At 61.5% G+C, this 23,117-nt stretch carries 18 protein-coding genes and 1 pseudogene; 15 read left to right on the top strand and 4 right to left on the bottom strand.

Features of this window, described 5'->3' with window-relative positions:
• Nucleotides 1–4: 4 nt before the first annotated feature.
• The 10 genes from NL64_RS27220 (at nucleotide 5) to NL64_RS27175 (ending at nucleotide 13,228) form a co-directional block, all read left to right on the top strand.
• Complete coding sequence (locus NL64_RS27220) at nucleotides 5–2,104, top strand: acetate--CoA ligase family protein (RefSeq protein WP_034151154.1); 2,100 nt, start codon at nucleotides 5–7, stop codon at nucleotides 2,102–2,104.
• A gap of 10 nt (nucleotides 2,105–2,114) precedes the next feature.
• Nucleotides 2,115–3,722: a 5-guanidino-2-oxopentanoate decarboxylase gene (locus NL64_RS27215; RefSeq protein ID WP_034151153.1), complete on the top strand. Its 1,608-nt coding sequence runs from the start codon at nucleotides 2,115–2,117 to the stop codon at nucleotides 3,720–3,722.
• 30 nt (nucleotides 3,723–3,752) lie between these two features.
• On the top strand, nucleotides 3,753–4,943 hold the full coding sequence (locus NL64_RS27210) for a pyridoxal phosphate-dependent aminotransferase (RefSeq protein WP_034151152.1): 1,191 nt from the start codon (nucleotides 3,753–3,755) through the stop codon (nucleotides 4,941–4,943).
• Nucleotides 4,936–6,351: an aldehyde dehydrogenase family protein gene (locus NL64_RS27205; RefSeq protein WP_034151151.1), complete on the top strand. Its 1,416-nt coding sequence runs from the start codon at nucleotides 4,936–4,938 to the stop codon at nucleotides 6,349–6,351. The genes NL64_RS27210 and NL64_RS27205 overlap by 8 nt, the downstream gene beginning before the upstream one ends.
• Nucleotides 6,352–6,448: 97 nt before the next feature.
• On the top strand, nucleotides 6,449–8,050 hold the full coding sequence (locus tag NL64_RS27200; RefSeq protein WP_034151150.1) for an ABC transporter substrate-binding protein: 1,602 nt from the start codon (nucleotides 6,449–6,451) through the stop codon (nucleotides 8,048–8,050).
• Between the two features lie 170 nt (nucleotides 8,051–8,220).
• On the top strand, nucleotides 8,221–9,180 hold the full coding sequence (locus NL64_RS30275; protein ID WP_034151149.1) for an ABC transporter permease: 960 nt from the start codon (nucleotides 8,221–8,223) through the stop codon (nucleotides 9,178–9,180).
• 3 nt (nucleotides 9,181–9,183) lie between these two features.
• Nucleotides 9,184–10,011, top strand: a complete 828-nt coding sequence (locus NL64_RS30270; protein WP_034151148.1) for an ABC transporter permease — start codon at nucleotides 9,184–9,186, stop codon at nucleotides 10,009–10,011.
• A gap of 2 nt (nucleotides 10,012–10,013) precedes the next feature.
• Entirely contained in the window at nucleotides 10,014–11,660 is a 1,647-nt protein-coding gene (locus NL64_RS27185) for an ABC transporter ATP-binding protein (RefSeq protein WP_155292796.1), read from the top strand.
• Nucleotides 11,661–11,669: 9 nt separating this feature from the next.
• On the top strand, nucleotides 11,670–12,380 hold the full coding sequence (locus NL64_RS27180; RefSeq protein WP_034151146.1) for an NAD(P)H-dependent oxidoreductase: 711 nt from the start codon (nucleotides 11,670–11,672) through the stop codon (nucleotides 12,378–12,380).
• 395 nt (nucleotides 12,381–12,775) lie between these two features.
• Nucleotides 12,776–13,228, top strand: coding sequence for a YMGG-like glycine zipper-containing protein (locus NL64_RS27175; protein ID WP_034151145.1), 453 nt, complete (start codon nucleotides 12,776–12,778; stop codon nucleotides 13,226–13,228).
• A 116-nt stretch (nucleotides 13,229–13,344) separates the two neighbouring features.
• Here NL64_RS27175 and NL64_RS27170 read toward each other — a convergent pair whose 3' ends face one another.
• The 3 genes from NL64_RS27170 to NL64_RS27160 are packed head-to-tail and all read right to left on the bottom strand — an operon-like array spanning nucleotide 13,345 to nucleotide 17,013.
• The gene (locus NL64_RS27170; RefSeq protein WP_034151144.1) at nucleotides 13,345–14,376 is read right to left on the bottom strand and encodes a DUF2955 domain-containing protein; all 1,032 of its coding nucleotides are present in this window, start codon (nucleotides 14,374–14,376) and stop codon (nucleotides 13,345–13,347) included.
• Nucleotides 14,366–15,487: an HlyD family secretion protein gene (locus NL64_RS27165; RefSeq protein ID WP_034151143.1), complete on the bottom strand. Its 1,122-nt coding sequence runs from the start codon at nucleotides 15,485–15,487 to the stop codon at nucleotides 14,366–14,368. The genes NL64_RS27170 and NL64_RS27165 overlap by 11 nt, the downstream gene beginning before the upstream one ends.
• A complete protein-coding gene (locus NL64_RS27160) occupies nucleotides 15,484–17,013 on the bottom strand; it encodes an efflux transporter outer membrane subunit (RefSeq protein WP_034151142.1) in 1,530 nt (509 codons plus the stop codon). The genes NL64_RS27165 and NL64_RS27160 overlap by 4 nt, the downstream gene beginning before the upstream one ends.
• A 264-nt stretch (nucleotides 17,014–17,277) precedes the next feature.
• Between NL64_RS27160 and NL64_RS30930 the strand changes: the two genes are divergently transcribed.
• The 5 genes from NL64_RS30930 to NL64_RS30795 all read left to right on the top strand — a co-directional run bounded on the left by NL64_RS30930 (nucleotide 17,278) and on the right by NL64_RS30795 (nucleotide 22,673).
• Nucleotides 17,278–19,281 carry an aminotransferase class I/II-fold pyridoxal phosphate-dependent enzyme gene (locus tag NL64_RS30930; RefSeq protein ID WP_034151141.1) on the top strand — a complete coding sequence of 668 codons (2,004 nt, stop codon included), beginning with the start codon at nucleotides 17,278–17,280 and terminating at the stop codon, nucleotides 19,279–19,281.
• Between the two features lie 26 nt (nucleotides 19,282–19,307).
• Complete coding sequence (locus tag NL64_RS27150; RefSeq protein ID WP_034151140.1) at nucleotides 19,308–20,096, top strand: transporter substrate-binding domain-containing protein; 789 nt, start codon at nucleotides 19,308–19,310, stop codon at nucleotides 20,094–20,096.
• Between the two features lie 152 nt (nucleotides 20,097–20,248).
• Nucleotides 20,249–20,962, top strand: coding sequence for an ABC transporter permease (locus NL64_RS27145; protein WP_034151139.1), 714 nt, complete (start codon nucleotides 20,249–20,251; stop codon nucleotides 20,960–20,962).
• A 5-nt stretch (nucleotides 20,963–20,967) separates the two neighbouring features.
• Nucleotides 20,968–21,666 (top strand): ABC transporter permease subunit, encoded by a 699-nt coding sequence (locus NL64_RS27140; protein ID WP_034151167.1) that lies wholly within the window; start codon nucleotides 20,968–20,970, stop codon nucleotides 21,664–21,666.
• Nucleotides 21,666–22,673: a DMT family transporter gene (locus NL64_RS30795; protein ID WP_052321319.1), complete on the top strand. Its 1,008-nt coding sequence runs from the start codon at nucleotides 21,666–21,668 to the stop codon at nucleotides 22,671–22,673. Before NL64_RS27140 ends, NL64_RS30795 begins: the two co-directional genes overlap by 1 nt.
• On the opposite strand, the pseudogene NL64_RS29920 reads toward NL64_RS30795, so the two are convergent.
• Nucleotides 22,629–23,057, bottom strand: a pseudogene (locus NL64_RS29920) (TetR family transcriptional regulator C-terminal domain-containing protein); the annotation flags it as partial. The gene NL64_RS30795 and the pseudogene NL64_RS29920 overlap by 45 nt on opposite strands.
• Nucleotides 23,058–23,117: the final 60 nt, after the last annotated feature.

Raw genomic sequence — 23,117 nt, 5'->3', positions numbered from 1 at the left:
TCCTATGTCGCAGTCGATTCGTGACAACCTCAAACGCATGCTCGCGCCACGCCACGTCGCGTTTGTCGGTGGCCGCAGCATGGCCCGCGCGCTCAAGCGCTGTGCCGAGGGCGGTTACCTTGGGCAAATGTGGCTGGTCAATCCGCAGCACGACAACCTTGAAGGCGTGCCGTGCGTACGCAGCATCGCCGAACTGCCGTGCGGGCCGGACGCGGTGTTCATCGCGACCAATCGTGACCTGACCCTGACCTGTGTCGCCGAACTCGCTGCCATCGGCACCGGCGGCGCCATTTGCTACGCCTCGGGGTTCGCTGAAACCGGCGCCGAAGGCCAGGCCCTGCAACAGCAACTGCTCGAAGCGGCCGGCGACATGGCGCTGCTCGGCCCCAACTGTTATGGCCTGCTCGACTACCTGCACAGCGCCGCGCTGTGGCCGGTGGCCCACGGCGGCAAAGCGGTGGAGAAGGGCGTCGCGGTGCTGACCCAGAGCGGCAACTTCGCCTACAACCTGTCCATGAGCGACCGCTCGCTGCCGGTGGCCTACATGGCTTCGGTGGGCAATCAGGCGCAACTGGGCGTGGCCGAATTGATGGACGTGTTGCTCGACGAGCCACGGGTTACCGCCATCGGCCTGCACCTTGAAGGCCTGAAAAATGTCCCGGGTTTCGCCCGAGCCGCACACAAGGCGCTGGAGAAGGGCATTCCGATCATTGCCCTAAAAACCGGCGTGTCGCAGATCGGCGCTGAACTGGCGTTGAGTCACACCAGCTCGCTTTCCGGTTCCGATGCGTTGTACGACGCGTTGTTTGATCGGCTCGGTGTAATTCGCGTCAGTGGCCCGGTGAGCTTCGTCGAAACCTTGAAAGCCGCGGCGTGTGGAAATCTTCCAGCCGGCAACAGCCTGATCGCACTGGCCTGTTCCGGTGGCGATGCCGGGTTGATTGCCGACTACGCCGAACGCAATGACTTGAGCCTGCCGAAACTCGACGACGGACAAATCGGCGAACTGGCCCAGGTGCTGCCGAGCTACGCCAACCTGGTCAACCCGCTGGATTTCACCACCGCCATTTGGGGCGACGCTGAAGCCTTGGACCGCATGCTCGACAGCGCCCTGCGCACCGAAGCCGATGCGGCGATGCTGGTACTCGATTACCCGGCGGAATTCACCGGTGAGCGCAAGGAATGCGACCTGCTGCTGGACCTGTACTGCAAGGCGCTGGAGCGTCATGGCAAGACCGGTTTCGTCACGTCAGCGTTCCCGGAACTGTTGCCGGCCCACGCCCGTGAGCGTCTGCATGCTCAAGGCGTGGCGGCCTTGCAAGGCGTCGAAGACGGTTTGGCGGCCTGGGGCCGCATTGCCGGTTATCAGCGCAACCGTCAGGCCTTGTTGGCGCTGGGCGAATCGGCCTTGGTGCCGCTGTGCCCGCAAGCGCTGGAAGGTGAAGGTCAGTTGCTCAACGAATGGGATTCCAAGCAGGCCTTGCGTGCGTTTGGCCTGCCAACCCCCAACGGCAAACTGAGTACGCTGGACAACGCGCTGCAGGATGCTCAAGCACTGGGTTATCCGCTGGTCCTCAAAGCCGTCAGCGCGCAACTGCCGCACAAGACTGAAGCGGGCGCCGTGGCCCTGAACCTCAAGGACGGCTCGGCACTGAGTGCTGCCCTGGAAAAAATGCGCACGAGCATTGCCGCGTATGCGCCCGACGTGTCTTTCGATCAATTGCTGCTGGAACCGATGGCCAAGCCACCGCTGGCCGAACTGATTGTCGGCATCAAGCGCGAAAACGATTTCGGCCTGGCCCTGGTGATTGGTGCGGGCGGCATTCTGGTCGAGTTGCTCAAGGACAGCCGCAGTCTGTTGCTGCCGACCACCGACGGCGCCATTCGCAATGCCTTGCTCAGCCTGCGCAGCGCCCCCTTGCTGCAAGGTTTTCGCGGTCGCGAGGCGGCGGATCTGGATGCGTTGGTAGCGGCAATCCGCGCCGTGGCCGACTACGCCTGCGAAAACGCCGCGCAGTTGCTCGAACTCGATGTGAACCCATTGTTGGTCGGTGCCGATGGCACGACGGCGGTCGATGCGTTGATTCGCCTCGGCCATGAATGAGGAACTGAACATGCAAAGCAAACCCTTGACCGGTGGCCAGGCGCTGGTGCGCCTGCTGGCCAATTACGGCGTCGATACCGTGTTCGGCATTCCCGGCGTGCACACCCTTGAGTTGTATCGCGGCTTGCCCGGCAGCGGTATCCGCCACGTGCTGACCCGTCATGAACAAGGCGCCAGTTTCATGGCCGACGGTTATGCGCGGGTCAGCGGCAAACCCGGCGTGTGCTTCGTCATCACCGGCCCCGGCGTGACCAACGCCGCCACGGGTATTGGCCAGGCTTACGCTGACTCGATTCCGATGCTGGTGATTTCCAGCGTCAACCACACGGCCAGCCTCGGCAAGGGTTGGGGCATCCTGCACGAGTGCCAGGATCAGCGCGCCATGACCGCGCCGATCACCGCGTTCTCGGCCGTGGCCCTGACCGCTGAAGACCTGCCGGAACTGATCGCCCGTGCCTACGCGGTGTTCGACAGCGAACGCCCGCGCCCGGTGCATATCTCGGTGCCGCTGGACGTGCTGTCGGCACCGGTCGCCCGCGACTGGAGCAACGACGTGGTGCGCCGCCCTGGTCGCGGCACGCCTGCTGTCAGCGAGTTGGATCAGGCAGTCGCCAAGCTGCACGGCGCCAAACGGCCAATGATCATTGCTGGCGGCGGCGCACTTAATGCCGCTTCAGAGCTGCAAGAACTCAGTACTCGACTCGCAGCGCCCCTGTTCACCAGCGTCGCCGGCAAAGGCTTGCTACCACCGGACGCACCGCTGAACGCCGGTTCGTCGCTGTGCGTGGAGCCGGGCTGGAACCTGATCGCCGAAGCCGACGTGGTACTGGCGGTCGGCACCGAAATGGCCGACACCGATTTCTGGCGCGAGCGTTTGCCGCTCAACGCCGAGCTGCTACGGGTGGACATCGATCCGCGCAAGTTCAACGACTTCTATCCGTGCGCCGTGGCGTTGCACGGTGACGCGCAGCAGACGCTGGCGGCCTTGCTGGATCGCCTGTCATCGGATGTGCGTGACGCCGGCGCCGCCATCGGCAAAGTGGCCGCATTGCATGACGCCATTCAGTCGGGCCATGGTCCGTTGCAGTCGATTCATCAAGCGATTCTGCAACGCATTGCCGCCGAACTGCCGGCCGACGCATTCATCAGCACCGACATGACCCAACTGGCCTACACCGGCAACTATGCCTTCGCCAGCCAGGCCACCCGCAGCTGGTTGCACCCGACCGGCTACGGCACTTTGGGCTACGGCTTGCCGGCCGGGATCGGCGCCAAGTTCGGCGCGCCGCAACGGCCGGGCCTGGTGTTGGTGGGCGATGGCGGTTTCCTCTACACCGCGCAGGAACTGGCGACGGCGGTCGAGGAACTGGACAGTCCGCTGGTGGTGTTGCTGTGGAACAACGACGCCTTGGGGCAGATTCGCGACGACATGATCGGCCTGGATATCGAGCCCATTGGCGTGCTGCCGCGCAATCCGGATTTCGCTGCACTGGGTCGCGCCTTCGGTTGCACCGTGACGCAGCCGCAGAACCTCGCGGAACTGCAGACTGACTTGCGCCACGGCTTCAATCGCAACGGCGTCACCCTGATCGAACTCAAGCATGCCTGCGTTCGCTGACGTTCAACCTTCATTACGGGGAATAGGGCCATGCGCTTTTCCGATCTGACTCAACGTATTGCCGGTGACGGCGCTGCCGCCTGGGACATTCACTACCGCGCGTTGGCCTTGCGCGAGCAGGGCCAGGATATTTTGCTGCTATCGGTGGGCGACCCGGATTTCGACACGCCGCAACCGATCATCCAGGGCGCCATCGACAGTCTGCTGTCCGGTAACACTCACTACGCCGAGGTGCGTGGCAAACGTGCCTTGCGTGAAGCCATCGCCCAGCGCCACCGGCAACGCAGCGGCCAACTGGTTTCGGCCGACCAAGTCACGGTACTGGCCGGTGCGCAATGCGCGCTATTCAGCGTGGCCCAGTGCGTGCTCAATCCGGGCGATGAAGTGATCGTCGCCGAACCGATGTACGTCACCTACGAAGCCGTATTCGGCGCGTGTGGCGCCAAAGTGGTGCCAGTGCCGGTGCGTTCGGAAAACGGATTCCGCGTGCTGCCCGAAGAGGTCGCCGCCCGCATCACCCCGCGTACCCGCGCACTGGCACTGAACAGTCCGCACAACCCATCGGGTGCGAGCCTGCCGCGAAGCACTTGGGAAGCCTTGGCCGAACTGTGCATCGCCCATGATCTGTGGCTGATTTCCGACGAGGTCTACAGCGAGCTGCTGTTTGACGGCGAACACGTCAGCCCGGCGAGTTTGCCGGGCATGGCTGAACGCACCGCGACGCTCAACAGCCTGTCGAAATCCCACGCCATGACCGGTTGGCGCGTCGGTTGGGTGGTGGCGCCGCCATCACTGTCCGCGCACCTGGAAAACCTCGCGCTGTGCATGTTGTACGGCTCGCCGGACTTTATTCAGGACGCCGCCGTGGTGGCGCTGGAAAGCAATTTGCCGGAACTTGAAGCCATGCGCGAAGCCTATCGCCAACGCCGAGACCTGGTGTGCGAGAGCCTGGAGGATGTTCCCGGCGTATGTGCGTTGAAGCCCGATGGCGGCATGTTCGTGATGGTCGATATCCGCGAAACCGGGCTCAGCGCCCAGGCGTTTGCCGATCGGCTGCTTGATCGCCACGGCGTCTCGGTATTGGCCGGTGAGGCCTTTGGTCCGAGCGCGGCCGGGCACATTCGCCTCGGGTTGGTGGTGGGGGCTGCGCCGCTGCGTGAGGCCTGCCAGCGCATCGCCCGTTGCGCCGAAGAATTGATGGAGGCTCAGGTACATGCTTAATCACACCGCACTGTTTATTGATGGTCGCTGGCAGATCCCGTCGGGACAGGGCATCGCCGAGGTGATCAACCCGGCCACCGAAGAAGTGGCCGGCAGCGTGCCGTTGGGCGATGAGCGCGATGTCGACAACGCTGTGGCCGCGGCGCGCAAGGCTTTCGCTTCATGGTCACGCACGCCATCCAGCGTGCGCGCCGGTTTCATCCGCGCGTTGGCGGAACAACTGAAATTCCGAGCCGATGAAATGGCCACCGTGATCACCACCGAACTGGGCATGCCGGTGCAGTGGTGCCGTTCGGTGCAAGTGGACGGGCCGATCATAGGCCTGGAGCAGTACGTCGAACTCGCCGGTTTGATGGACGAAGTGCGTGAAGTCGGCAACTCGCTGGTGATCCGCGAGGCCGTCGGTGTCTGTGCCTTCATCAACCCGTGGAATTACCCGTTGCACCAGTTGATCGGCAAACTCGCTCCAGCCTTGGCGGCGGGTTGCACGGTGGTGGTCAAGCCGAGCCAGGAAACGCCACTGCATGCGTTCCTGTTGGCCGAAATGATCGAAGCGATCGGCTTGCCCGCCGGGGTCTTCAACCTGGTCAGTGGTCCGGGCTCGAAGGTCGGCGAAGCGTTGGCCAGGCACCCGGACGTGGACATGGTGTCGTTCACCGGTTCCACCGGCGCCGGGGTGCGCGTTGCGCAGGCGGCGGCTCCGTCAGTGAAACGCGTGTGCCTGGAACTGGGCGGCAAGTCGCCGCTGCTGATTGCCGAAGACGCGGATCTGGCGGCCGCTGTGCGTTATGGCGTGCAGGACGTGATGATCAACTCCGGGCAGACCTGCACCGCGTTGACCCGCATGTTGCTGCCGGCCAGCCGTTATGCCGAAGCACTGGATATCGCACTGGAAGAAACCCTGAGCCTGCGCATGGGCGATCCGCTCGATCCGCAAAGCTTCCTTGGCCCGATGTGTTCGGCGGGGCAACGCCGCACGGTACAGGATTACATTCGTGTGGGTCAGTCCGAAGGCGCACGCCTGCTGTGCGGCGGCGATTCGGCGCTGGCTTTCGAACGCGGCTTTTACGTCAGCCCGACGCTGTTCGCCGACGTCGACAACCGTATGCGCATCGCCCAGGAAGAAATCTTCGGCCCGGTGCTGTGCCTGATTCCCTACGCCGATGAGGCGCAAGCGATCCAGATCGCCAATGACTCGCCATTCGGCCTGTCCAGCGGTGTCTGGGCCGGCAGTGCCGAGCGCGCCTTGCAATTGGGGCGACAACTGCGCGCGGGCCAATGCTTCCTCAACGGCGCGGCGTTCAATTATCAGGCGCCATTCGGCGGCTACAAACAATCCGGCAATGGACGTGAATGGGGGGAAGAGGGGCTCAGCGAATTCATCGAAGTGAAGGCGATCCAGGTGTGACGGTTAACGATTCAAGGGTTGTTCGCACCGGGCCATGGCCCGGTGTCTTGCGTGGTTTTGAACGGGTATTTCCTTAGGTTTTCACAGGGGCAATGCAATGAGCGATAACAAAAACAAGATTACTCAAGCGAACCATGAATTCAGCTTTCCGCGTCGCGACTTCTTGAAGTACAGCGCAGCGGCAGCAGCGTTGGCAGGCGCGTTTTCCATAGGCCTGCCGTTTGGCGCGATGGCTGCCGAAGCGACGCCAAAACCAGGTGGCGTGCTGCGATTGGGGCTGGCCGGCGGCAGCACCACCGACTCGAAAGACCCCGGTTCCTGGGTCGATACGTTCACCTTCGTCGGGTTCTCGGCGATCTATAACACCCTGACCGAAATCGCCGTCGATGGCACGGCGATCCCCGAACTGGCTGAAAGCTGGACCTCGACCCCAGACGCGCGTGTCTGGACCTTCAAACTGCGCCAGGGCGTGACCTTCCACAACGGCAAGACCCTGACCGCCGACGATGTGGTCGCCTCGATCCAGCATCACCTTGGCGATAAATCCAGCTCGGCGGCCAAAACCGTGTTGGGCGATGTGGCCAAGGTCAGCGCCAACGGCAGCGACAGCGTGGTGTTCGAGCTGAAATCCGGCAACGCCGATTTCACCTACGTGGTCGCCGATTACCATCTGGTGATCATGCCGAGCAAGGACGGCGTGCCCGACTGGCAGGCCGGTGTCGGCACGGGTGGTTATCGTCTCAAAGACTTCGAGCCGGGTGTGCGCATGACCCTGGAACGCAGTCCGGATTACTGGAAAGCGGGGCGGGCGCACTTCGCCGGCGCCGAGCTGATCGCCATTGGCGATGGTGCCGCGCGCATCAATGCGTTGGTCACCGGGCAAGTGGACGTGATCAACAAGGTCGACCTGAAAACCGTGGCGCTGCTCAAGCGCAACCCGAACCTGGTCATCGAAGAAACCAAGGGCGCGCAGCACTACACCTTCCCGATGCTCACCGACAGCCAGGTGTTCCAGAACAACGACGTGCGCCTGGCGATGAAGCACGCGATCAATCGTGAAACCCTGCTGGCCTCGGTGCTGTACGGCTATGGACTGGTCGGCAACGATCACCCGATTCAGCCGGGCAGCCGTTTCATCAACACCGCCCTTGAACAACGTACCTACGATCCGGACAAGTCGCGCTTCCACCTGAAAAAGGCTGGCCTGGATTCGCTCAAGGTGCGCCTGCAAGCCTCCGATGCGGCGTACAGCGGCGCGGTGGATGCGTCGGTGCTGTTCAAGGAACAGGCGCGAGCGGCGGGGATCGACATCGATGTGGTGCGCGAACCGGCCGACGGTTTCTTCACCAACGTCTGGATGAAGCAACCCTTCACCACGTCGTTCTGGTACAGCAGCCTGACCGCCGACCGCATGTTCAGCATCGGTTATGCCAAGGGTGCTGCATGGAACGAAACCCACTGGGACAACCCGCGCTTCAATCAACTGCTCAACGCCGCCAGAGGTGAGATGAACGACCCGCTGCGCCGCGAGATGTACAACGAAATGCAGTCGCTGTGCCGCGATGACGGCGGGGCGATCGTGCCGTTGTTTGCCAGTTCGGTGGCGGCGCGTTCCAACAAGGTCGCTCACGGTGGGCAGACCGCGCCGTATGGCGAACTGGATGGATTGCGGGTGATTGAGCGGTGGTGGCAGGCCTGACACCGGGATCTATCAAACAATGAAGACCCACTGTAGGAGCGAGCCTGCTCGCGATGGCGGCGGCACAGTCAAAATTGATGTTGGCTGATCCACCGCCATCGCGAGCAGGCTCACTCCTACAGGAGTAGTACGCAGTCTTAAAAGGCGTGCCCAATTCAAGGAACTGCACGATGAGAAGTATTTTCAAGCTGTTGGGGCAGCGTCTGGCCCTGGGCCTGCTGTCCCTGTTCGCCGTTTCAGTGATCATCTTCCTCGCGGTCGGCCTGCTCCCGGGCGACATCGCCCAGGCCATGCTCGGCCAGTCCGCCACCCCGGAAACCGTGGCGGCCTATCGCGCTCAACTAGGCCTGGACTTGCCGCCGCTCACCCGTTTCGGGCACTGGATCTGGAACCTGCTGCAAGGCGACCTCGGTGTGTCGCTGGCCAACCAGCGGCCGATTTCCGATCTGGTCGGCGCGCGACTGGGCAACACCTTCAGCCTGGCGCTGCTGGCGGCACTGGTGTCGGTGCCTTTGGCATTGTTGCTGGGGATGCTCGCCGCGTTGTACCGCAATAGCTGGTTCGACCGCTTGCTCAACACCTCGGCGCTGAGTGCAGTGTCGTTCCCGGAGTTTTTCGTCGCCTACATCCTGATTCTGGTGTTCGCGGTGAAGCTCAACTGGTTCCCGAGCATCTCCAATCTTTCACCGAACGCCACGCTGGGTGAAGTACTGGAACGCTCGGTGCTGCCGGTGGCGACCCTGAGCCTGGTGGTGATCGCGCAGATGATGCGCATGACTCGTGTCTCACTGATCAATCTGCTGGCCAGTCCGTACATCGAAATGGCTCGACTCAAGGGCATCAGCCAGTCGCGAATCATCTTCCGTCACGCCTTGCCTAACGCCCTTGCACCGATCGTCAACGTGGTGGCGCTGAACCTCGCGTACCTGGTGGTGGGCGTGGTGGTGGTTGAAGTGGTGTTCGTCTATCCGGGCCTCGGTCAGTTGCTGGTGGACTCGGTGGCCAAGCGCGATATCCCGGTGGTGCAGGCCTGCAGCCTGATCTTTGCCGCGACCTACATCCTGCTCAATACCAGCGCCGATGTGCTGTCGATTGCCAGCAACCCACGCCTGATGCATCCAAAGGGGTAGACCATGAGCCTGCTTAAACAATTGCTCCGGGCGCCGCTGAGTGCCAAGTTCGGATTGCTGGTGATCGTTGCGTACATTTTGGTGGCGCTATTCGCCCCGGTGTTGGCGCCGTTCGGCGAAACCCAGGTGGTGGGCGAGGGTTTCGCGCCGTGGGGCGGGCAGTTCCTGTTGGGCACCGATAACCTCGGGCGCGACATGTTCAGCCGTCTCGTTTACGGCGCGCGCAATACCCTGGGCATTGCCTTCCTGACCACGGTGTTGGCGTTCCTGCTCGGCGGATTGAGCGGTCTGGTCGCAGCGATCAAGGGCGGTTGGGTCGATCAGGGTTTGTCGCGGGTGGTGGACATCCTGATGGCGATTCCGCAATTGATCTTTGCCTTGCTGATTCTCAGCGTGGTCGGCACTACTGCCACTTCGCTGGTGTTGGTGATCGCGCTGTTGGACGCGACTCGGGTGTTTCGCCTGTCTCGGGCGGTGGCGATGAACGTCGTGGTGCAGGACTTCGTCGAAGCGGCGCGCCTGCGCGGTGAAGGCCTGTGGTGGCTGGTGACCCGCGAAGTGTTGCCGAACGCGGCGGCGCCGTTGATTGCCGAGTTCGGCCTGCGTTTCTGCTTCGTGTTCCTGTTCATCAGTGCGCTGTCGTTTCTCGGCCTGGGCATCCAGCCGCCCACCGCCGATTGGGGCAGCATGGTGCGCGACAACGCCGTACTGATCACCTTTGGCGACATCAGCCCGTTGCTGCCCGCCCTGGCCGTGGCGTTGATCACGGTCAGCGTCAACTTCGTCGTCGACTGGATGCTGCACAAATCCAGCGGCCTCAAGGAATGCTGAACATGACGACATCAAAACCATTGCTGGAAATTCGCAATCTGCACATTGAAGGTCACTACGAAGACGCGTGGCATCCGCTGATCAAGGGCATTGACCTGACGCTGCAACGCGGTGAGGTGCTGGGGCTGATCGGTGAGTCCGGCGCGGGCAAATCGACCCTCGGTTTGTCCGCCATGGGCTACACCCGTGACGGCTGCAAAATCACCGGCGGCTCGGTGCATTTTGACGGGATCGACCTGCTGAACGCCAAACCTGAAGCCCTGCGCAAGTTGCGTGGCTTGCGTATTGCCTACGTGGCGCAGAGTGCAGCCGCTTCGTTCAACCCGGCCCATCGGTTGATTGATCAGCACGTGGAAACGGCAGTGAAGAACGGCGGCATGAGCCGCGCCCAGGCCATGGCCGAAGCGGTGGCGTTGTATCGCGTTTTGCGCCTGCCCAATCCCGAGCAGATCGGCCAGCGTTACCCGCATCAAGTGTCTGGCGGTCAGTTGCAGCGCGTAATGACGGCCATGGCGATGGCCTGCCATCCGGACCTGATTATCTTCGACGAACCGACCACGGCGCTGGACGTCACCACCCAGATCGAAGTGCTGGCGGCGATTCGCGATGCGGTGAAGACCTACGGCAGCGCGGCGATCTACATCAGCCACGACCTGGCGGTGGTGGCGCAAATGGCCGACCGGATCATGGTGCTGCGCCACGGCAAACTGGTGGAAGAAGCCGAGACCCGCAAGATGCTCGGCGATCCGCAGGAGGAATACACCAAGTCGTTGTGGGCGGTGCGCAGTTTCCGCACCGAACCCAAGGCGTGTCCGCAGCAGGAACAGCCACTACTTGAACTGCGCAAAAGTTGCGCCAGTTACGGTCAACAACCGGTGCTGCATGACGTTTCGCTGAAGCTCTATCGCGGTCAGACCTTGGCGGTGATCGGCGAATCGGGTAGCGGCAAAAGCTCCACGGCGCGGCTGATCACCGGTTTGCTGCCACCGACTTATGGTGAGGTGCTGTACGACGGCCAGCCACTGCCGGCGGACTTTCGTCAACGCAGCAAGGAGCAACTGCGGCGCATTCAGATGATCTACCAGATCCCCGACACGGCGCTGAACCCGCGCCAGCGCATCGTCGATATCATTGGCCGACCGCTAACGTTTTATCTGGGGCTCAAGGGCAAGGCCATGCGCGCGCGGGTGGCCGAATTGCTGGAGATGATCGAGCTCGACCCGGCGACGTTCATGGAGCGTCAGCCGCGGGAATTGTCTGGTGGGCAGAAACAGCGGGTTTGCATCGCGCGGGCGTTGGCCGCCGACCCGCAGTTGATCATCTGCGACGAAGTCACCTCGGCCCTCGATCAACTGGTGGCCGAAGGCGTACTCAAGTTGCTCAACCGTATCCAGCAACAACTCGGCGTCGCCTACCTGTTCATTACACACGACGTTGCCACGGTGCGGGCGATTGCCGATGAAGTGCTGGTGATGCAACGGGGCAGGGTGGTCGACCATGGTTCGCGCAGCGCCATTTTCACCCCGCCGCACCAGGATTACACCGGACTGCTGTTCTCCTCCGAACCGCAAATGGACCCGGACTGGCTCGACCGCTTGCTGGCGAGCCGCGCCATCCCGAATTCAAACCCTACGCTGGAAAAAGTCTAAGGAATCACCATGAAAGTACTGATCGTCCACGCTCATCCAGAGCCACAATCCTTTACCGCTGCCTTGCGTGATCAGGCGATTGCGACGCTTGAAGCCCAGGGTCACGAAGTCCAGGTCAGCGACCTGTACAAAATGAACTGGAACCCGGTGGCCAGCGCTGATGACTTCTCTTCGCGGGAAAACCCCGAGTATCTGGTCTATGCACTGGAACAACGTTTGGGTGTGAAGAGTCAGTCGCTAGCGGCAGACATTCAGGCCGAACTGGACAAACTGCTGTGGGCCGACCTGCTGATCCTCAACTTCCCGATCTTCTGGTTCTCGGCACCGGCGATGCTCAAGGGCTGGATTGATCGGGTGCTGGTGTCGGGCATCTGCTATGGCGGCAAGCGTTTCTATGATCAGGGTGGTTTGGCCGGCAAAAAGGCATTGGTGACCGTGACGTTGGGTGGGCGTGAACACATGTTTGGCGAGGAAGCGATCCATGGCCCGTTAGAGGACATGTTGCGGCCGATATTGCGTGGGACGTTGGCGTATGTTGGCTTCGACGTGCTGGAGCCGTTTGTGGCGTGGCATGTGCCGTATATCAGTGACGAGGCGCGTCGGCAGTTTCTGGTTGATTACAGCCAGCGGCTGCAGCATCTGAGTGATGATCAGCCGTTGGTGTTTCCGAAGCTGGCGCAGTTTGATGACAAGCTCTATCCGCTGCCTACGTATGCCTGATTACCACCACAAAACTTGTAGGAGCAAGCTTGCTCGCGATGAGGCCAGCACATTCAACATTGATGTTGCCTGACCAACCGCCTTCGCGGGCAAGCCACGCTCCTACAGGGGATTGGGGCATACCCCCAATCGCGAACCGGCACAAAAATCATTTGGGAGCGGGCTTGCTAGCGATTCGGCCTGCACATTCAACATCAATGTTGCCTGATCCGACGTCATCGCGAGCAGGCTCGCTCCTACAGTTTGGACTCCAACACATTCGAATCCCCGCGACATTGTTCTGAATGCGCAAACACGGAAATCGCTGAGGGTAGAAAACTGTCTGGTGATGGAAGTGGACGAGTAGGGCTGATCTACACTCTTTCAGGGTGAACCACGCCCATCAGGAGGTCATCATGAAAAGGTTGTCGCCCATCGGGCTGTGCGTCGCATTGTCGGTTGTCAGTGTCCAGGGATGGGCGCAAACCGTGGTGCCGATGAAAGGCCAGACTTCGCAACAGACTCAACTCGACATCAACGAATGCAACAGCATCGCCGCCAGCAGTGCATCGACCAGCTCGACACCGTCGGGCGGACGGGTGAAGGGTGCCGCCGTGGGCGCTGCTGCCGGTGCGGCCGGGGCCCAGGTGCGCGGGCGCCAGCACGACGAGTTTTACGATCGCGCCGACGAAGATAACAAACAGGACTACCGCCAGGACCGCGCCAAAGAAACCGCTGCGGTGGGCGTGGTAGTGGGCGGTTCGCGCCAACGCCAGGATAGACGCGAACAGGAGAAAACCAGCGCCTCGACCACTTCGACGGCGTACATCAGTTGCTTGCAGGGCAAGGGTTATCAGGTCAATCCATAAACCCATCACGCAACCCTTTGTGGCGAGGGAGCTTGCTCCCGCTGGACTGCGCAGCAGTCCCTTTAAAGAAGGGGGGCGCTTCGCGACCCAGCGGGAGCAAGCTCCCTCGCCACGGGTTATTCGGTGATCACAGTGGATCGTGCCGATTGCCGCTGCTCAAGGAGATAAACCATCAGGCAGGCATACAACGTCACTGCAATGAACAGCCCCATGCGCACCGCAAACGCGGTGTAGACGTCTTTGCCCGCCAGACTGTCCTGGACCGATTGGCCCAACAGGATAATCAGCGTGACCAGGGTGTTGAGCCAAAAACCAGGGCTGAACCGGCCTGGGCTCAGGCCATAGAGCTTGCGTGCAATGATCAGGGTAAACAGCAACATCCACAGGAAGAACATCCACAGGTGCACAAACAATGTCAGTGCGGTCCAGAACAGGATCGCCAACAGGCCGCCGAGCAAGGTCGAGCCAATCAACTCGCGGGCGGCATCACGTGCGTTAGTGGTGGAGCTCTGTTGGCCGAGGCTCACGGCTTTTAGCACGATGGGCATATAGCTGGCCGGATCGATCAGTGCCAACAGAAACGTCGGCATCACGATCAGGGTTGCCCGTAGCGCCACCCGGTCGACGTTTTCCACCGATAATGCCGGGGCGGGCGGAGGCGTCGGCGCATTGTCCGGCTCCGGGAACAGCCAGTGACTCAATCGGCCGATCAGGATTGCCAGCAGCAACCCGCTGGTCAACGCCTTGATTACCGTCGCCGCCAGACCGAAATCGGCGACCCCGGCGGCAGGGATCATGGTCAACCCGATCACCAGAAAGGTGACGACCAGGTTGTTGCCGCCACGCTGGCCGTATCGAAAAACCATCAGCAGGCAGAGGCCGATCAAGAGCACGCCGCTGAAAGCGTAGTAACGCAGAAACGGGATCAGCAGCAGGCCGATGCCAGTGGTGAGCATCGCGGTCAGGGCCAGCACCAGGGTGGCCTTGAATGGCAACGGACGATTTACGCTGATCAGCAACAACGCACCCAGCACCGGTGCCAGAAACGGGATCGGCATCCCCATCCCGAAACTGGCGGCCAGGCACAGCGCTGTGCCGCTGGCCAGACGCAGTGCGCGCTGTACCCTCGGCGAGCGCTTAGTAGGCATACGACAGCCAGCTCATCAGCCACAAAAATAGCCGGCCCAGCGGGTTCAGCACGTTGCCTTCGGAAGGGAAGGCCATGACTTCGGCCTGGCCACCGGAACGGATGGCGCGGTTATCCTTGAGGATGGACACGGACTCCGGCGAGAACTCGATGATTACCGGAAAGCGTTGCGCCGGACGCAGCCAGTCCCGGCTGTTCTGCACTGTAGGCAGGCTGCCGGGAGCGGCGGGTTGGCCGACGCTGACACCGTAGCCGACACTGCGCACGCGTCCTTGGAACACTTCGCCGGGCAGCGCATCGAGGGCAATGGACACCGGGGTTTCGGGTTTGACCAAGGCGAGGTTGTTCTCGGTCATGTCGGCGCTGATCCACACATCGTGGATCGCAATCAGGGTCATGACCGGGTTGCCGGCCGCGGCGAATTGGCCAACATCCGTACGCAAGTCGGTGATCAGACCGGCAGAGCGTGCGCGGACCTGCGTGTTGGAAAGATCCAGCTCGGCTTTCGACAACGCTGTGGCAGCGCTGCGCAGCAGGGCGTTGTCTTCCTCTTTGCCACCTTCCTGCTCCTTCGCACGCTGAACTTCGGCACGGGCTGCGGCGACCTGGCTGATGGCCGCATCGCGGCTGGCGCGGGAGACCTCGAGCAGGCGTACGGAAACGGTTCCAGGGTCTTCGCGGTACAAACCTTCAAGCCGCTGATTGTCCTGCCGCGCCTTGAGTTCGTTGGCTTGCGCCGCGCGTAAACTGGCTTGCGCCGAGGCGATACCCGCGGTGCTGGCGCCGATCTGCCGGCGGGTGGATTCCAGGTCGGCTCGCGCCCGGTCAACCGCGATCTGGTAGGGCTGCGGGTCGACTTCGAAAATCACCTCGCCGGCCTTCACATCCTGGTTGTTGCGCACGTTGACGCGGATCACCCGGCCCGCCACTTCCGCGGCCACCGGAATCACAAACGCACCCACGCGTGCCTGTTGGGTGTACGGGGTAAAACGGTCAGCCAACAAGTACCAGGCCAGGCTGAACACAATCAACACTAAAACCCACGTGATGCCTTTTTTCGCTGGATCGGCGGCAGGCTGCGCTGGCTGAGGGGAGGGCGCGGCTTCAGTCATGGTTTTTTCACCTGATTGGGCAATGGGGAGGCGGGCTGCTCAGCGGTCGGGTCGTTGAGCAGGTCGCCCCAGTCAGTCCGTTGTTCCATCTGCTGGCGCGTGGCGGAATCAACCTTGGGCTGGGCGCTGTACCAACCGCCACCCAACGCCTTGTAAAGAGCAATCACATTGCTCACCGCGTCGCCACGGCTGAGCAGGTAACTGTCCTGAAGTTCGAGCAGCGCTCGCTGGGCATCCAGCACCCGCTGGAAGTCTGAATAACCTTCGCGGTAGAGCGTGTTGGCCAGCGCCAGCGAGCGTTTCGCGGCGTTTTCGGCCTCGCGCAGGATGCGTTCCCGTTGCAAGGAGCGGGTCAGGCCGTTGGCGGCGTCATCTGCCTCGCGTGCGGCCTGGCGCACTTTGTCGCGATAGGCTTCGATCAATTGCTGCAAGCGCGCGTCCTGCACGCGCACGTTGTTGCTGATGCGGCCATAGTCGAACACGTTCCAGCGCAGGCTCGGACCACCGATCAGGTCGAGGCTGCGGGAGGTTCCGCTCAAGGAATCGGTGGACCAGACAATGCTGCCCAGCAACGTCAACGCCGGGTAAAAATCGGTTTCGGCCACGCCGACCAACGCCCCCTGCGCCGCGACATTCAACTCCGCAGCACGAACATCCGGCCGGCGCAGCAAAAGATTGGCCGGAACATCCTGAAGCACGGCGCGATCCACCAGCGGGATCAATGCGGTGTTGTCGACCACCAGTGGCAGCGCACCGGGTGGCTGGCCGATCAACACGGCTATCGCATTGCGGGTGCGAGACAGCTGGTCTTCCAGGCCGGGGATGGTGCTCAACGTGCCCAGGTATTGAGTCTTGGCTTGTTGCAGGTCGAGTTCGGCGGTCTGGCCACTGTTGAACAGCTTCTCGGTGATCTCGTAGTTGCGATATTGCTGCTTGGCGTTTTCATTGGCGACGCGCAGGCGCGCCTCGGTGGTGCGCAGGAAAAAATAGCTGTCGGCGACCTGCGCCCGCAGCAGGACCAGCACGTCGTCATAGTTGGCTTCAGAGGCGAAATAACTCGCATCGGCAGCCTCGATGGCACGGCTGAAACGGCCCCAGAAGTCCAGTTCCCAGCCGATATCGAACCCGGCGCTGTGTTGCCACAAATGGCTGTCCACCGGGTTGTCCCCGCCGGATTGATGGCGGTCGATGTACACACTGTCAGCGGCGATCTGTTGCAGCTGCGGGTAGCGCCCGCTCTCGGCGATGCCCAATTGCGCGCGGGCTTCCATGACGCGCAGGCCGGCGATCTTCAGGCTGGAGTTGTGCGCATCCGACTCGGCGATTAACCGGTCGAGCACCGGGTCATTGAAGATATGCCACCACTGACGAATATCCGGGTACTGCGCGCGTTGACTGGCGTGTTCGAGGGCGGGGGTGTTCCAGTGGTCGATCCAAGGCTCAGCGGGCGGCTGAAAGTCCGGCCCGAGCCGTACACAACCGCCGAGGACCACTGCGCCGAGCAGCAGTATCCGGTTGCACCGCATCCGTGTGGATGTACCTGATTGCATTGGGCGCGTTCCAACCAAAAGGACATCACAGCAGCATAGCCGTCCGTATGCCTTCTGCATGGTCTGGCGTAGCAAAACGCAAAAACGCCGCGACTGTCGTAAAAACGACCTGTTTACGCTGAACACGCACCTTCATCAGTTTTCTGTTGAACGAGTGTTCAGCTTGGATTATGTTTCGTTCCACCTTCTCTCCCGGCTGGTTGCGGGCTTGCGTTTCTTCATTTCGAACGAGGCACTGGCATGCGGTTTTCACCCTTTGTTGAGCGGATCTCAGGTCAAGGCGTTGCGGCTTGGGATATTCACAATGCGGCGTTTGAAGCGAGGCGCGGTGGCGAGGATGTGATCATTCTCAGCGTTGGCGATCCGGATTTTCCAACGCCCGACTTCATCACCGACGCCGCCATCGAGGCGCTGCGCGAAGGGGATACCCACTACACCGAGATCGCCGGTCGCCTGGCACTGCGCGAAGCCATCGCAGCACGTTACGGCAATCTGTTCGACCGCGAGTTGCAAGCCTCCAATGTAATCACCGTTGCCGGCGCGCAGAACGCGTTGTTCGTCACTTCGATGTGCCTGCTCAGCGCGGGCGACGAAGTGATTGCGCTTGATCCGATGTACGTCACCTATGAGGCAACGCTAAAGGCCTCCGGCGCCACGCTGGTACGAGTGCCGTGCTCGGCGGACGATGATTTTCGCGTCGACGCAGCGGTGCTGGCGAAAGCTATTACCCCGCGCACCAAAGCGATTTTCCTCTCCAACCCCAACAATCCAACCGGCGTGGTGCTCAACCGCGAAGAGCTGCAAGCCATCGCCGACCTCGCCATCGCCCATGACCTGTGGGTGGTGGTGGACGAAGTCTATGAAAGCCTGGCGTTCGAACGCGAGCACCTAAGCCTGGCGGCATTGCCGGGCATGGCCGAGCGTTGCGTGGTGATCGGCAGTCTGTCGAAATCCCATGCCATGACCGGTTGGCGCACCGGCTGGATCGTCGCCGACCCGACGTTGGTAGCGCATGCCGAAACCCTGGTACTGAGCATGCTTTACGGCTTGCCGGGGTTTGTCATGGAAGCCGCACTGAAAGCGGTGGAAGCCCACGACGAAGTCACCCACGGCATGCGCGACATTTATCGGCGTCGGCGTGATCTGGTGGTGGCGGGGCTGTCGGACTGTGCGGGGATTTCAGTGCTCAAACCCGACGCCGGCATGTTCGTGCTGGTGGACGTGCGCGGCACTGGCCTGACGTCGCTGGAGTTCGCCTGGCGGTTGTTGCGCGAAGCGCGGGTGTCGGTGCTGGATGCCGCCGCATTCGGTGAACCGGCCCAGGGTTTTGTGCGGCTGTCGTTCACCCTCAGTGAAGAGCGGTTGGCCGAAGCGTGTCAGCGGATTCGCGATTTTGTTTTGGTGCTGAAAGGCGAAGCGCCACGGCCTGTGATCAGCCGCGTCACCAGCGAAGCGACGGTTCAGCCGAATGCCGCCCGGACCATGATCGAAGTCGATCGCCTGCACAAACGCTTCGGCAATATAGAAGTGCTCAAAGGCGTGTCCCTGACGGCCCGCGAAGGCGAGGTGATCTCGCTGATCGGCGCCAGCGGCTCGGGCAAAAGTACCTTGCTGCGCTGCATCAACATGCTCGAAGTCCCGGACCAGGGGCGGATTCTGGTGGACGGCGAAAGCATCCACCTGAACCACACCCGACCCGGCGCGCCGCTGGTGTCCGATGCCAAGCAGCTGGTGCGCATCCGTTCGAGCCTGGGCATGGTGTTCCAGAACTTCAATCTCTGGCCCCATCGCACGGTGCTGGAAAACCTCATCGAAGCGCCGACCCAGGTCCTGCGCGAGAGCAAAGCGGAGGCCACTGAACGGGCCGAAGCGTTGCTCGAACGCGTGGGGCTGGCGGCAAAGCGCAACGAATACCCGGCGTTTCTTTCCGGGGGACAGCAACAACGGGTGGCCATCGCCCGGGCTTTGGCCATGCGGCCCAAAGTCATGCTGTTCGATGAACCCACCTCGGCACTCGACCCGGAACTGGTCGGGGAAGTGCTGCGGGTGATCCGCTCTCTCGCCGAAGAAGGCCGGACCATGATCCTGGTGACCCATGAAATGGCTTTCGCACGTGATGTCTCTTCCAAAGTCGCCTTCCTGCATCAAGGCCTGATCGAGGAAACCGGTTCGCCGGACGAAGTGTTCGTACACCCACGCAGCGAGCGTTGCCGGCAATTCGTCAACGCTCATCAAACTCGCTAACACCAATAAAAAGACGGGAAAACAACATGGGAAATCGACGTTTTGCACACTGGTTGACTGGCGCCGCTTGCGTATTGCTGGCTGGCATGAGCGCGGCCCAAGCCCAACCGATCCGCTTCGCGGTCGCCGCCGAACCCTATCCGCCGTACACCGAGAAACAGGCCAACGGTGAGTGGAAGGGCTTTGAAGTCGACCTGATCCACAAGCTGTGCAGCGAAATGAAAGCCGAATGCGAGATCAAGGAAGTGGCGTGGGACGGGATCATTCCGTCGTTGCTGGCGAAGAAGATCGACGTGATTTTTTCCTCGATGTCGGTGACTGAAGAACGGGAAAAACAGATCGCCTTCAGCAAGGCTTATTACGATTCGGTGATTGCGATTGTCGGCCCCAAAGGCACTTCCGTGACCAAATATCCGGATGATCTCAAGGGCAAAACCATCGGCGTGCAGAACTCGACGGTGAGCGCCAGCTACCTGAAGACCTACTACGAGAAAATTGCCGACGTTAAGTATTACGACACCCAGGATTCGGCCAACGCCGACCTGATTGCCGGCCGCATCGACCTGATGATGGCGGATGGCACGGCCATGGCGGCCTTCGTCAAAACCCCAGATGCCACCAACAGCAACCTCGAATACCTCGGCGCCGTGCCATACGACCCGATCTTCGGCAAGGGTGTGGGCGCGGGCCTGCGCAAGGGCGACACCGAACTCAAGGCCAAACTCGACAAGGCGATCCAGGAACTGCTGGCGAGCAAGGACTATGACGACCTCTCCCAGAGCTATTTCGGTACCAGCGTGAAACCGGCGTTCTGAGTAGGAGCCAGCTCCTTCAAGGTGAGACGGTGTTTTCACAAAATGTAGGAGCCGGCTTGCTGGCGATGGCCACGACGCGGTGCGTCTGACACACCGCGATCGCTAGCAAGCCAGCTCCTAAAAGGGATCGCGTTTGCCAACTGGAGATTCTAATGCCAGCAATGTTCGATTTGATCAATTTCAGCGAACAAGGGTGGGGCGGGGCGCTGTTGAAAGGGCTCTTGATGACCCTGCAGATATCGGCCGGGGCCTTTGTGGTCGGGTTGGCCATTGGATTGGTGGTGGCCTGTCTCAAACTGAGTGCACCGAAACCGATTGCGGCCGTGGCCCGTGGTTACACCACACTGTTTCGCGCCGTACCGGAGCTGCTGCTGATCCTGCTGCTTTATTACGTCGGTTCCATGCTGCTCAACTCGTTCATGGCCTGGCTCGGTTACGACACGATCAATGTCAGCGGCCCACTGGCGGCGATCGTGGTGCTCGGTCTGGTGCAGGGCGCCTACGCCTCGGAGATTTTCCGCGCTGCGATCCAGGCGATTCCCTACGGCCAGATCGAAGCGGCCAAGGCTTTCGGCCTGCACGGTTTCGGCCTGTTTCGCCGCGTTACGCTGCCGATCATGGCGCCTTACGCGATCGCGGGGATGGCCAACCTGTGGATCAACCTGATCAAGGACAGTGCGTTGATCAGCGTGGTCGGCACCAACGAACTGTTGTACACCGCCAAGCAAGGCGCGGGTTCGACGCGTCATTATCTGTTGTTCTACCTCACGGCTGCTGCGCTGTATTACGCAGTGACGTTGGCGTCGAACTATCTGTCGGGAAGGCTTGAGCGACGCATTCGTCGCTGGATGCCTTTGGCTGAGTGAGCGAAATGATTCCAACGTGGATAGTTGAATATGCGTCGCTGTTGGGCCGAGGGTTGCAGACCACCGTCGTCATTCTGTTGATTTCCAGCGTCTTCGGTTTTGCATTGGCGGTGTTGGTGGCGTTGGCGCGTATCTCCAAAAACAAGGTGATCGCCAAGGTCAGCCTGTTCTACACCAGCGTGACCCGTGGCACGCCGCTGCTGATCCAGATCTACATTTTCTACTACGGCCTCGGCAGCCTGTTTGCGCAGTTCCCGCTGATCCGTGGCAGTTTCCTCTGGCCGTATCTGCGCGACGGTTACTGGTACATCGTCTTCGCCCTGGTTGTGTCGGTGGGCGCCTATGTCGGCGAAGTGATTCGCGGTGGCCTGCTGGCGGTGCCCAAAGGTGAAATGGAAGCGGCCTCGGCGTTCGGCATGACTGCGCGCCAATCACTGTTTCGAGTGAGATTGCCCCGGGCGTTGCGATTGCTGCTACCGACCTTGGCCGGGGAGACCGTAATGCTGCTCAAGTCCACGGCGCTGGCGTCGACCATCGCCGTGATCGACTTGCTGGGCGCAGCCAACGTCGTTCGGGCCCAGACCCTGCAAGTCTATGAGCCGTTGCTGCTGGTGGCGGGGGTGTATGTGTGCCTGACATTCCTGATCGAGGCGCTGTTTGCCTTCTTCGAGCGGCGCGGCACGCCCGTGCGCAGGTCGGCGTAATGAGCACGCCACGGACGGTTGACCGCTCGTTGCAAGGCATTGGCCTGTGCACTTTGGGATACGCGTTCCTGTCCTTGCAGGACGCGGGCATCAAGTGGCTGGTGGCTGATTATTCAGTGTTCACCATCCTGTTCTGGCGCGCGCTCGTGGTGGTGATCGCGTGTTTGCTGGCGGGACGTTTGCAACTGGTGCAGCGCGCCTGGCGTTCGTCCAGTCGGCGTTTGTTGGTAGTGCGCGGCTTGCTGTCGATTGCCGCGTGGCTGCTGTACTACACCGCGGCCCGGGACCTGACCTTGGCGGAAATGACGACGCTGTATTTCTCAGCGCCGATAATGGTCACGGTGCTGGCGACGGTCATTCTCAAGGAACAGGTCAGCGGTTGGCAGTGGTTGGCCTTGATCATCGGTTTTGTCGGCGTGGTGATTGCCTGCCGGCCCAACAACATGAGCGATCCGCTGCCGATTGCGCTGACGCTGCTGGCCGCGATGTGCTGGGCGTTCACCTACATCCAGTTGCGCCAGGTCGATAACCAGACCTCGGTGCTGGAGCAAATGCTGATTAGCAACGTGGTGTTTGTCATCTGCATGATGGTGGCGCTGCCCTGGACCCACACACCGGCACCCACGCCTGCCTGGCTGGGCATGCTCGTCGCCGGGGTGATGGGCGGCGCTGGTCAGTTCCTGTTGTTCGCCAGTTTCCAGCGCGCCACGGCCACGGTGCTGGCGCCGTTCGAATACACGGGATTGATCTGGGCGTTCCTGCTGTCGAGCCTGATCTGGGGCACGCTGATGGATGTGTCGTTGATGATCGGTGCCGGTTTGATCGCGGTCAGCGGCACCCTGGCGATGATCTTCGGTCGGCATCCATCACAGGATGTCGTGGGTGCTGAATGCTCCGTGTCGCAATCCCTTTACCCAGCAACGGCAGATATGGAGCCCGTTGGCGGGGCTGAAGGTCTCGGGGTTGAGGCACCACTCGATCCAGAGCCCGTCGAGCATCGCCGATAAGCCGATGGCGGCGAGCCGGGTGTCGTGGATCACGAAGTCTTCGCTGGCCGCCAGGTCATCGAGCAACTGACGCAGCAGATCGAGGTAGGCACCGTAGCTTTTTTCATGGGACTGGCTGACGTGTTCGGAATGGCGGATCAGGCTCCAGAACACCACCCAGGCACCGAGCAATTGCGGATCCATGACCCGCGGCGAAAAAGAACCAACCAGAAATGCATCTATTTTTTCCGCTGGTGTGCCGACCTGCTGGATTTCGTGGAGGAGGGCAGTGGTGAGTTCGCTGGCGAGCTTTTGGTACGTGTCGGCGATCAAGGCATCGATGCTGCCGAAATGATGATTGAGCAGGCCAACCGAAACCCCGGCTTCGGTGGCGATGCGCCGCACGGAGATACCGGCATGGCCGTCACGGACCAGGCAACGCAGCGTCGCGGCAACTAGCAGTTC

It is taken from the genome of Pseudomonas fluorescens (assembly GCF_000802965.1).
Taxonomy (GTDB): Bacteria; Pseudomonadota; Gammaproteobacteria; order Pseudomonadales; family Pseudomonadaceae; genus Aquipseudomonas; species Aquipseudomonas fluorescens_A.
Note: the sequence above shows the minus strand (reverse complement) of the source record. Positions and strands in the feature narration are given on the sequence as shown.

Excerpts from the sequence above, each read along its gene's own strand:
- NL64_RS27180 (WP_034151146.1), top strand. The coding sequence starts at position 11,670 with ATGAAAGTACTGATCGTCCACGCTCATCCAGAGCCACAATCCTTTACC.
- NL64_RS27175 (WP_034151145.1), top strand. The coding sequence starts at position 12,776 with ATGAAAAGGTTGTCGCCCATCGGGCTGTGCGTCGCATTGTCGGTTGTC.
- NL64_RS27185 (WP_155292796.1), top strand. The coding sequence starts at position 10,014 with ATGACGACATCAAAACCATTGCTGGAAATTCGCAATCTGCACATTGAA.
- NL64_RS30930 (WP_034151141.1), top strand. The coding sequence starts at position 17,278 with ATGCGGTTTTCACCCTTTGTTGAGCGGATCTCAGGTCAAGGCGTTGCG.
- NL64_RS27165 (WP_034151143.1), bottom strand. The coding sequence starts at position 15,487 with ATGACTGAAGCCGCGCCCTCCCCTCAGCCAGCGCAGCCTGCCGCCGAT.
- NL64_RS27170 (WP_034151144.1), bottom strand. The coding sequence starts at position 14,376 with ATGCCTACTAAGCGCTCGCCGAGGGTACAGCGCGCACTGCGTCTGGCC.
- NL64_RS27200 (WP_034151150.1), top strand. The coding sequence starts at position 6,449 with ATGAGCGATAACAAAAACAAGATTACTCAAGCGAACCATGAATTCAGC.
- NL64_RS27210 (WP_034151152.1), top strand. The coding sequence starts at position 3,753 with ATGCGCTTTTCCGATCTGACTCAACGTATTGCCGGTGACGGCGCTGCC.
- NL64_RS30270 (WP_034151148.1), top strand. The coding sequence starts at position 9,184 with ATGAGCCTGCTTAAACAATTGCTCCGGGCGCCGCTGAGTGCCAAGTTC.
- NL64_RS27160 (WP_034151142.1), bottom strand. The coding sequence starts at position 17,013 with ATGCGGTGCAACCGGATACTGCTGCTCGGCGCAGTGGTCCTCGGCGGT.
- NL64_RS30275 (WP_034151149.1), top strand. The coding sequence starts at position 8,221 with ATGAGAAGTATTTTCAAGCTGTTGGGGCAGCGTCTGGCCCTGGGCCTG.
- NL64_RS27140 (WP_034151167.1), top strand. The coding sequence starts at position 20,968 with ATGATTCCAACGTGGATAGTTGAATATGCGTCGCTGTTGGGCCGAGGG.
- NL64_RS27150 (WP_034151140.1), top strand. The coding sequence starts at position 19,308 with ATGGGAAATCGACGTTTTGCACACTGGTTGACTGGCGCCGCTTGCGTA.
- NL64_RS30795 (WP_052321319.1), top strand. The coding sequence starts at position 21,666 with ATGAGCACGCCACGGACGGTTGACCGCTCGTTGCAAGGCATTGGCCTG.
- NL64_RS27205 (WP_034151151.1), top strand. The coding sequence starts at position 4,936 with ATGCTTAATCACACCGCACTGTTTATTGATGGTCGCTGGCAGATCCCG.
- NL64_RS27220 (WP_034151154.1), top strand. The coding sequence starts at position 5 with ATGTCGCAGTCGATTCGTGACAACCTCAAACGCATGCTCGCGCCACGC.
- NL64_RS27145 (WP_034151139.1), top strand. The coding sequence starts at position 20,249 with ATGCCAGCAATGTTCGATTTGATCAATTTCAGCGAACAAGGGTGGGGC.
- NL64_RS27215 (WP_034151153.1), top strand. The coding sequence starts at position 2,115 with ATGCAAAGCAAACCCTTGACCGGTGGCCAGGCGCTGGTGCGCCTGCTG.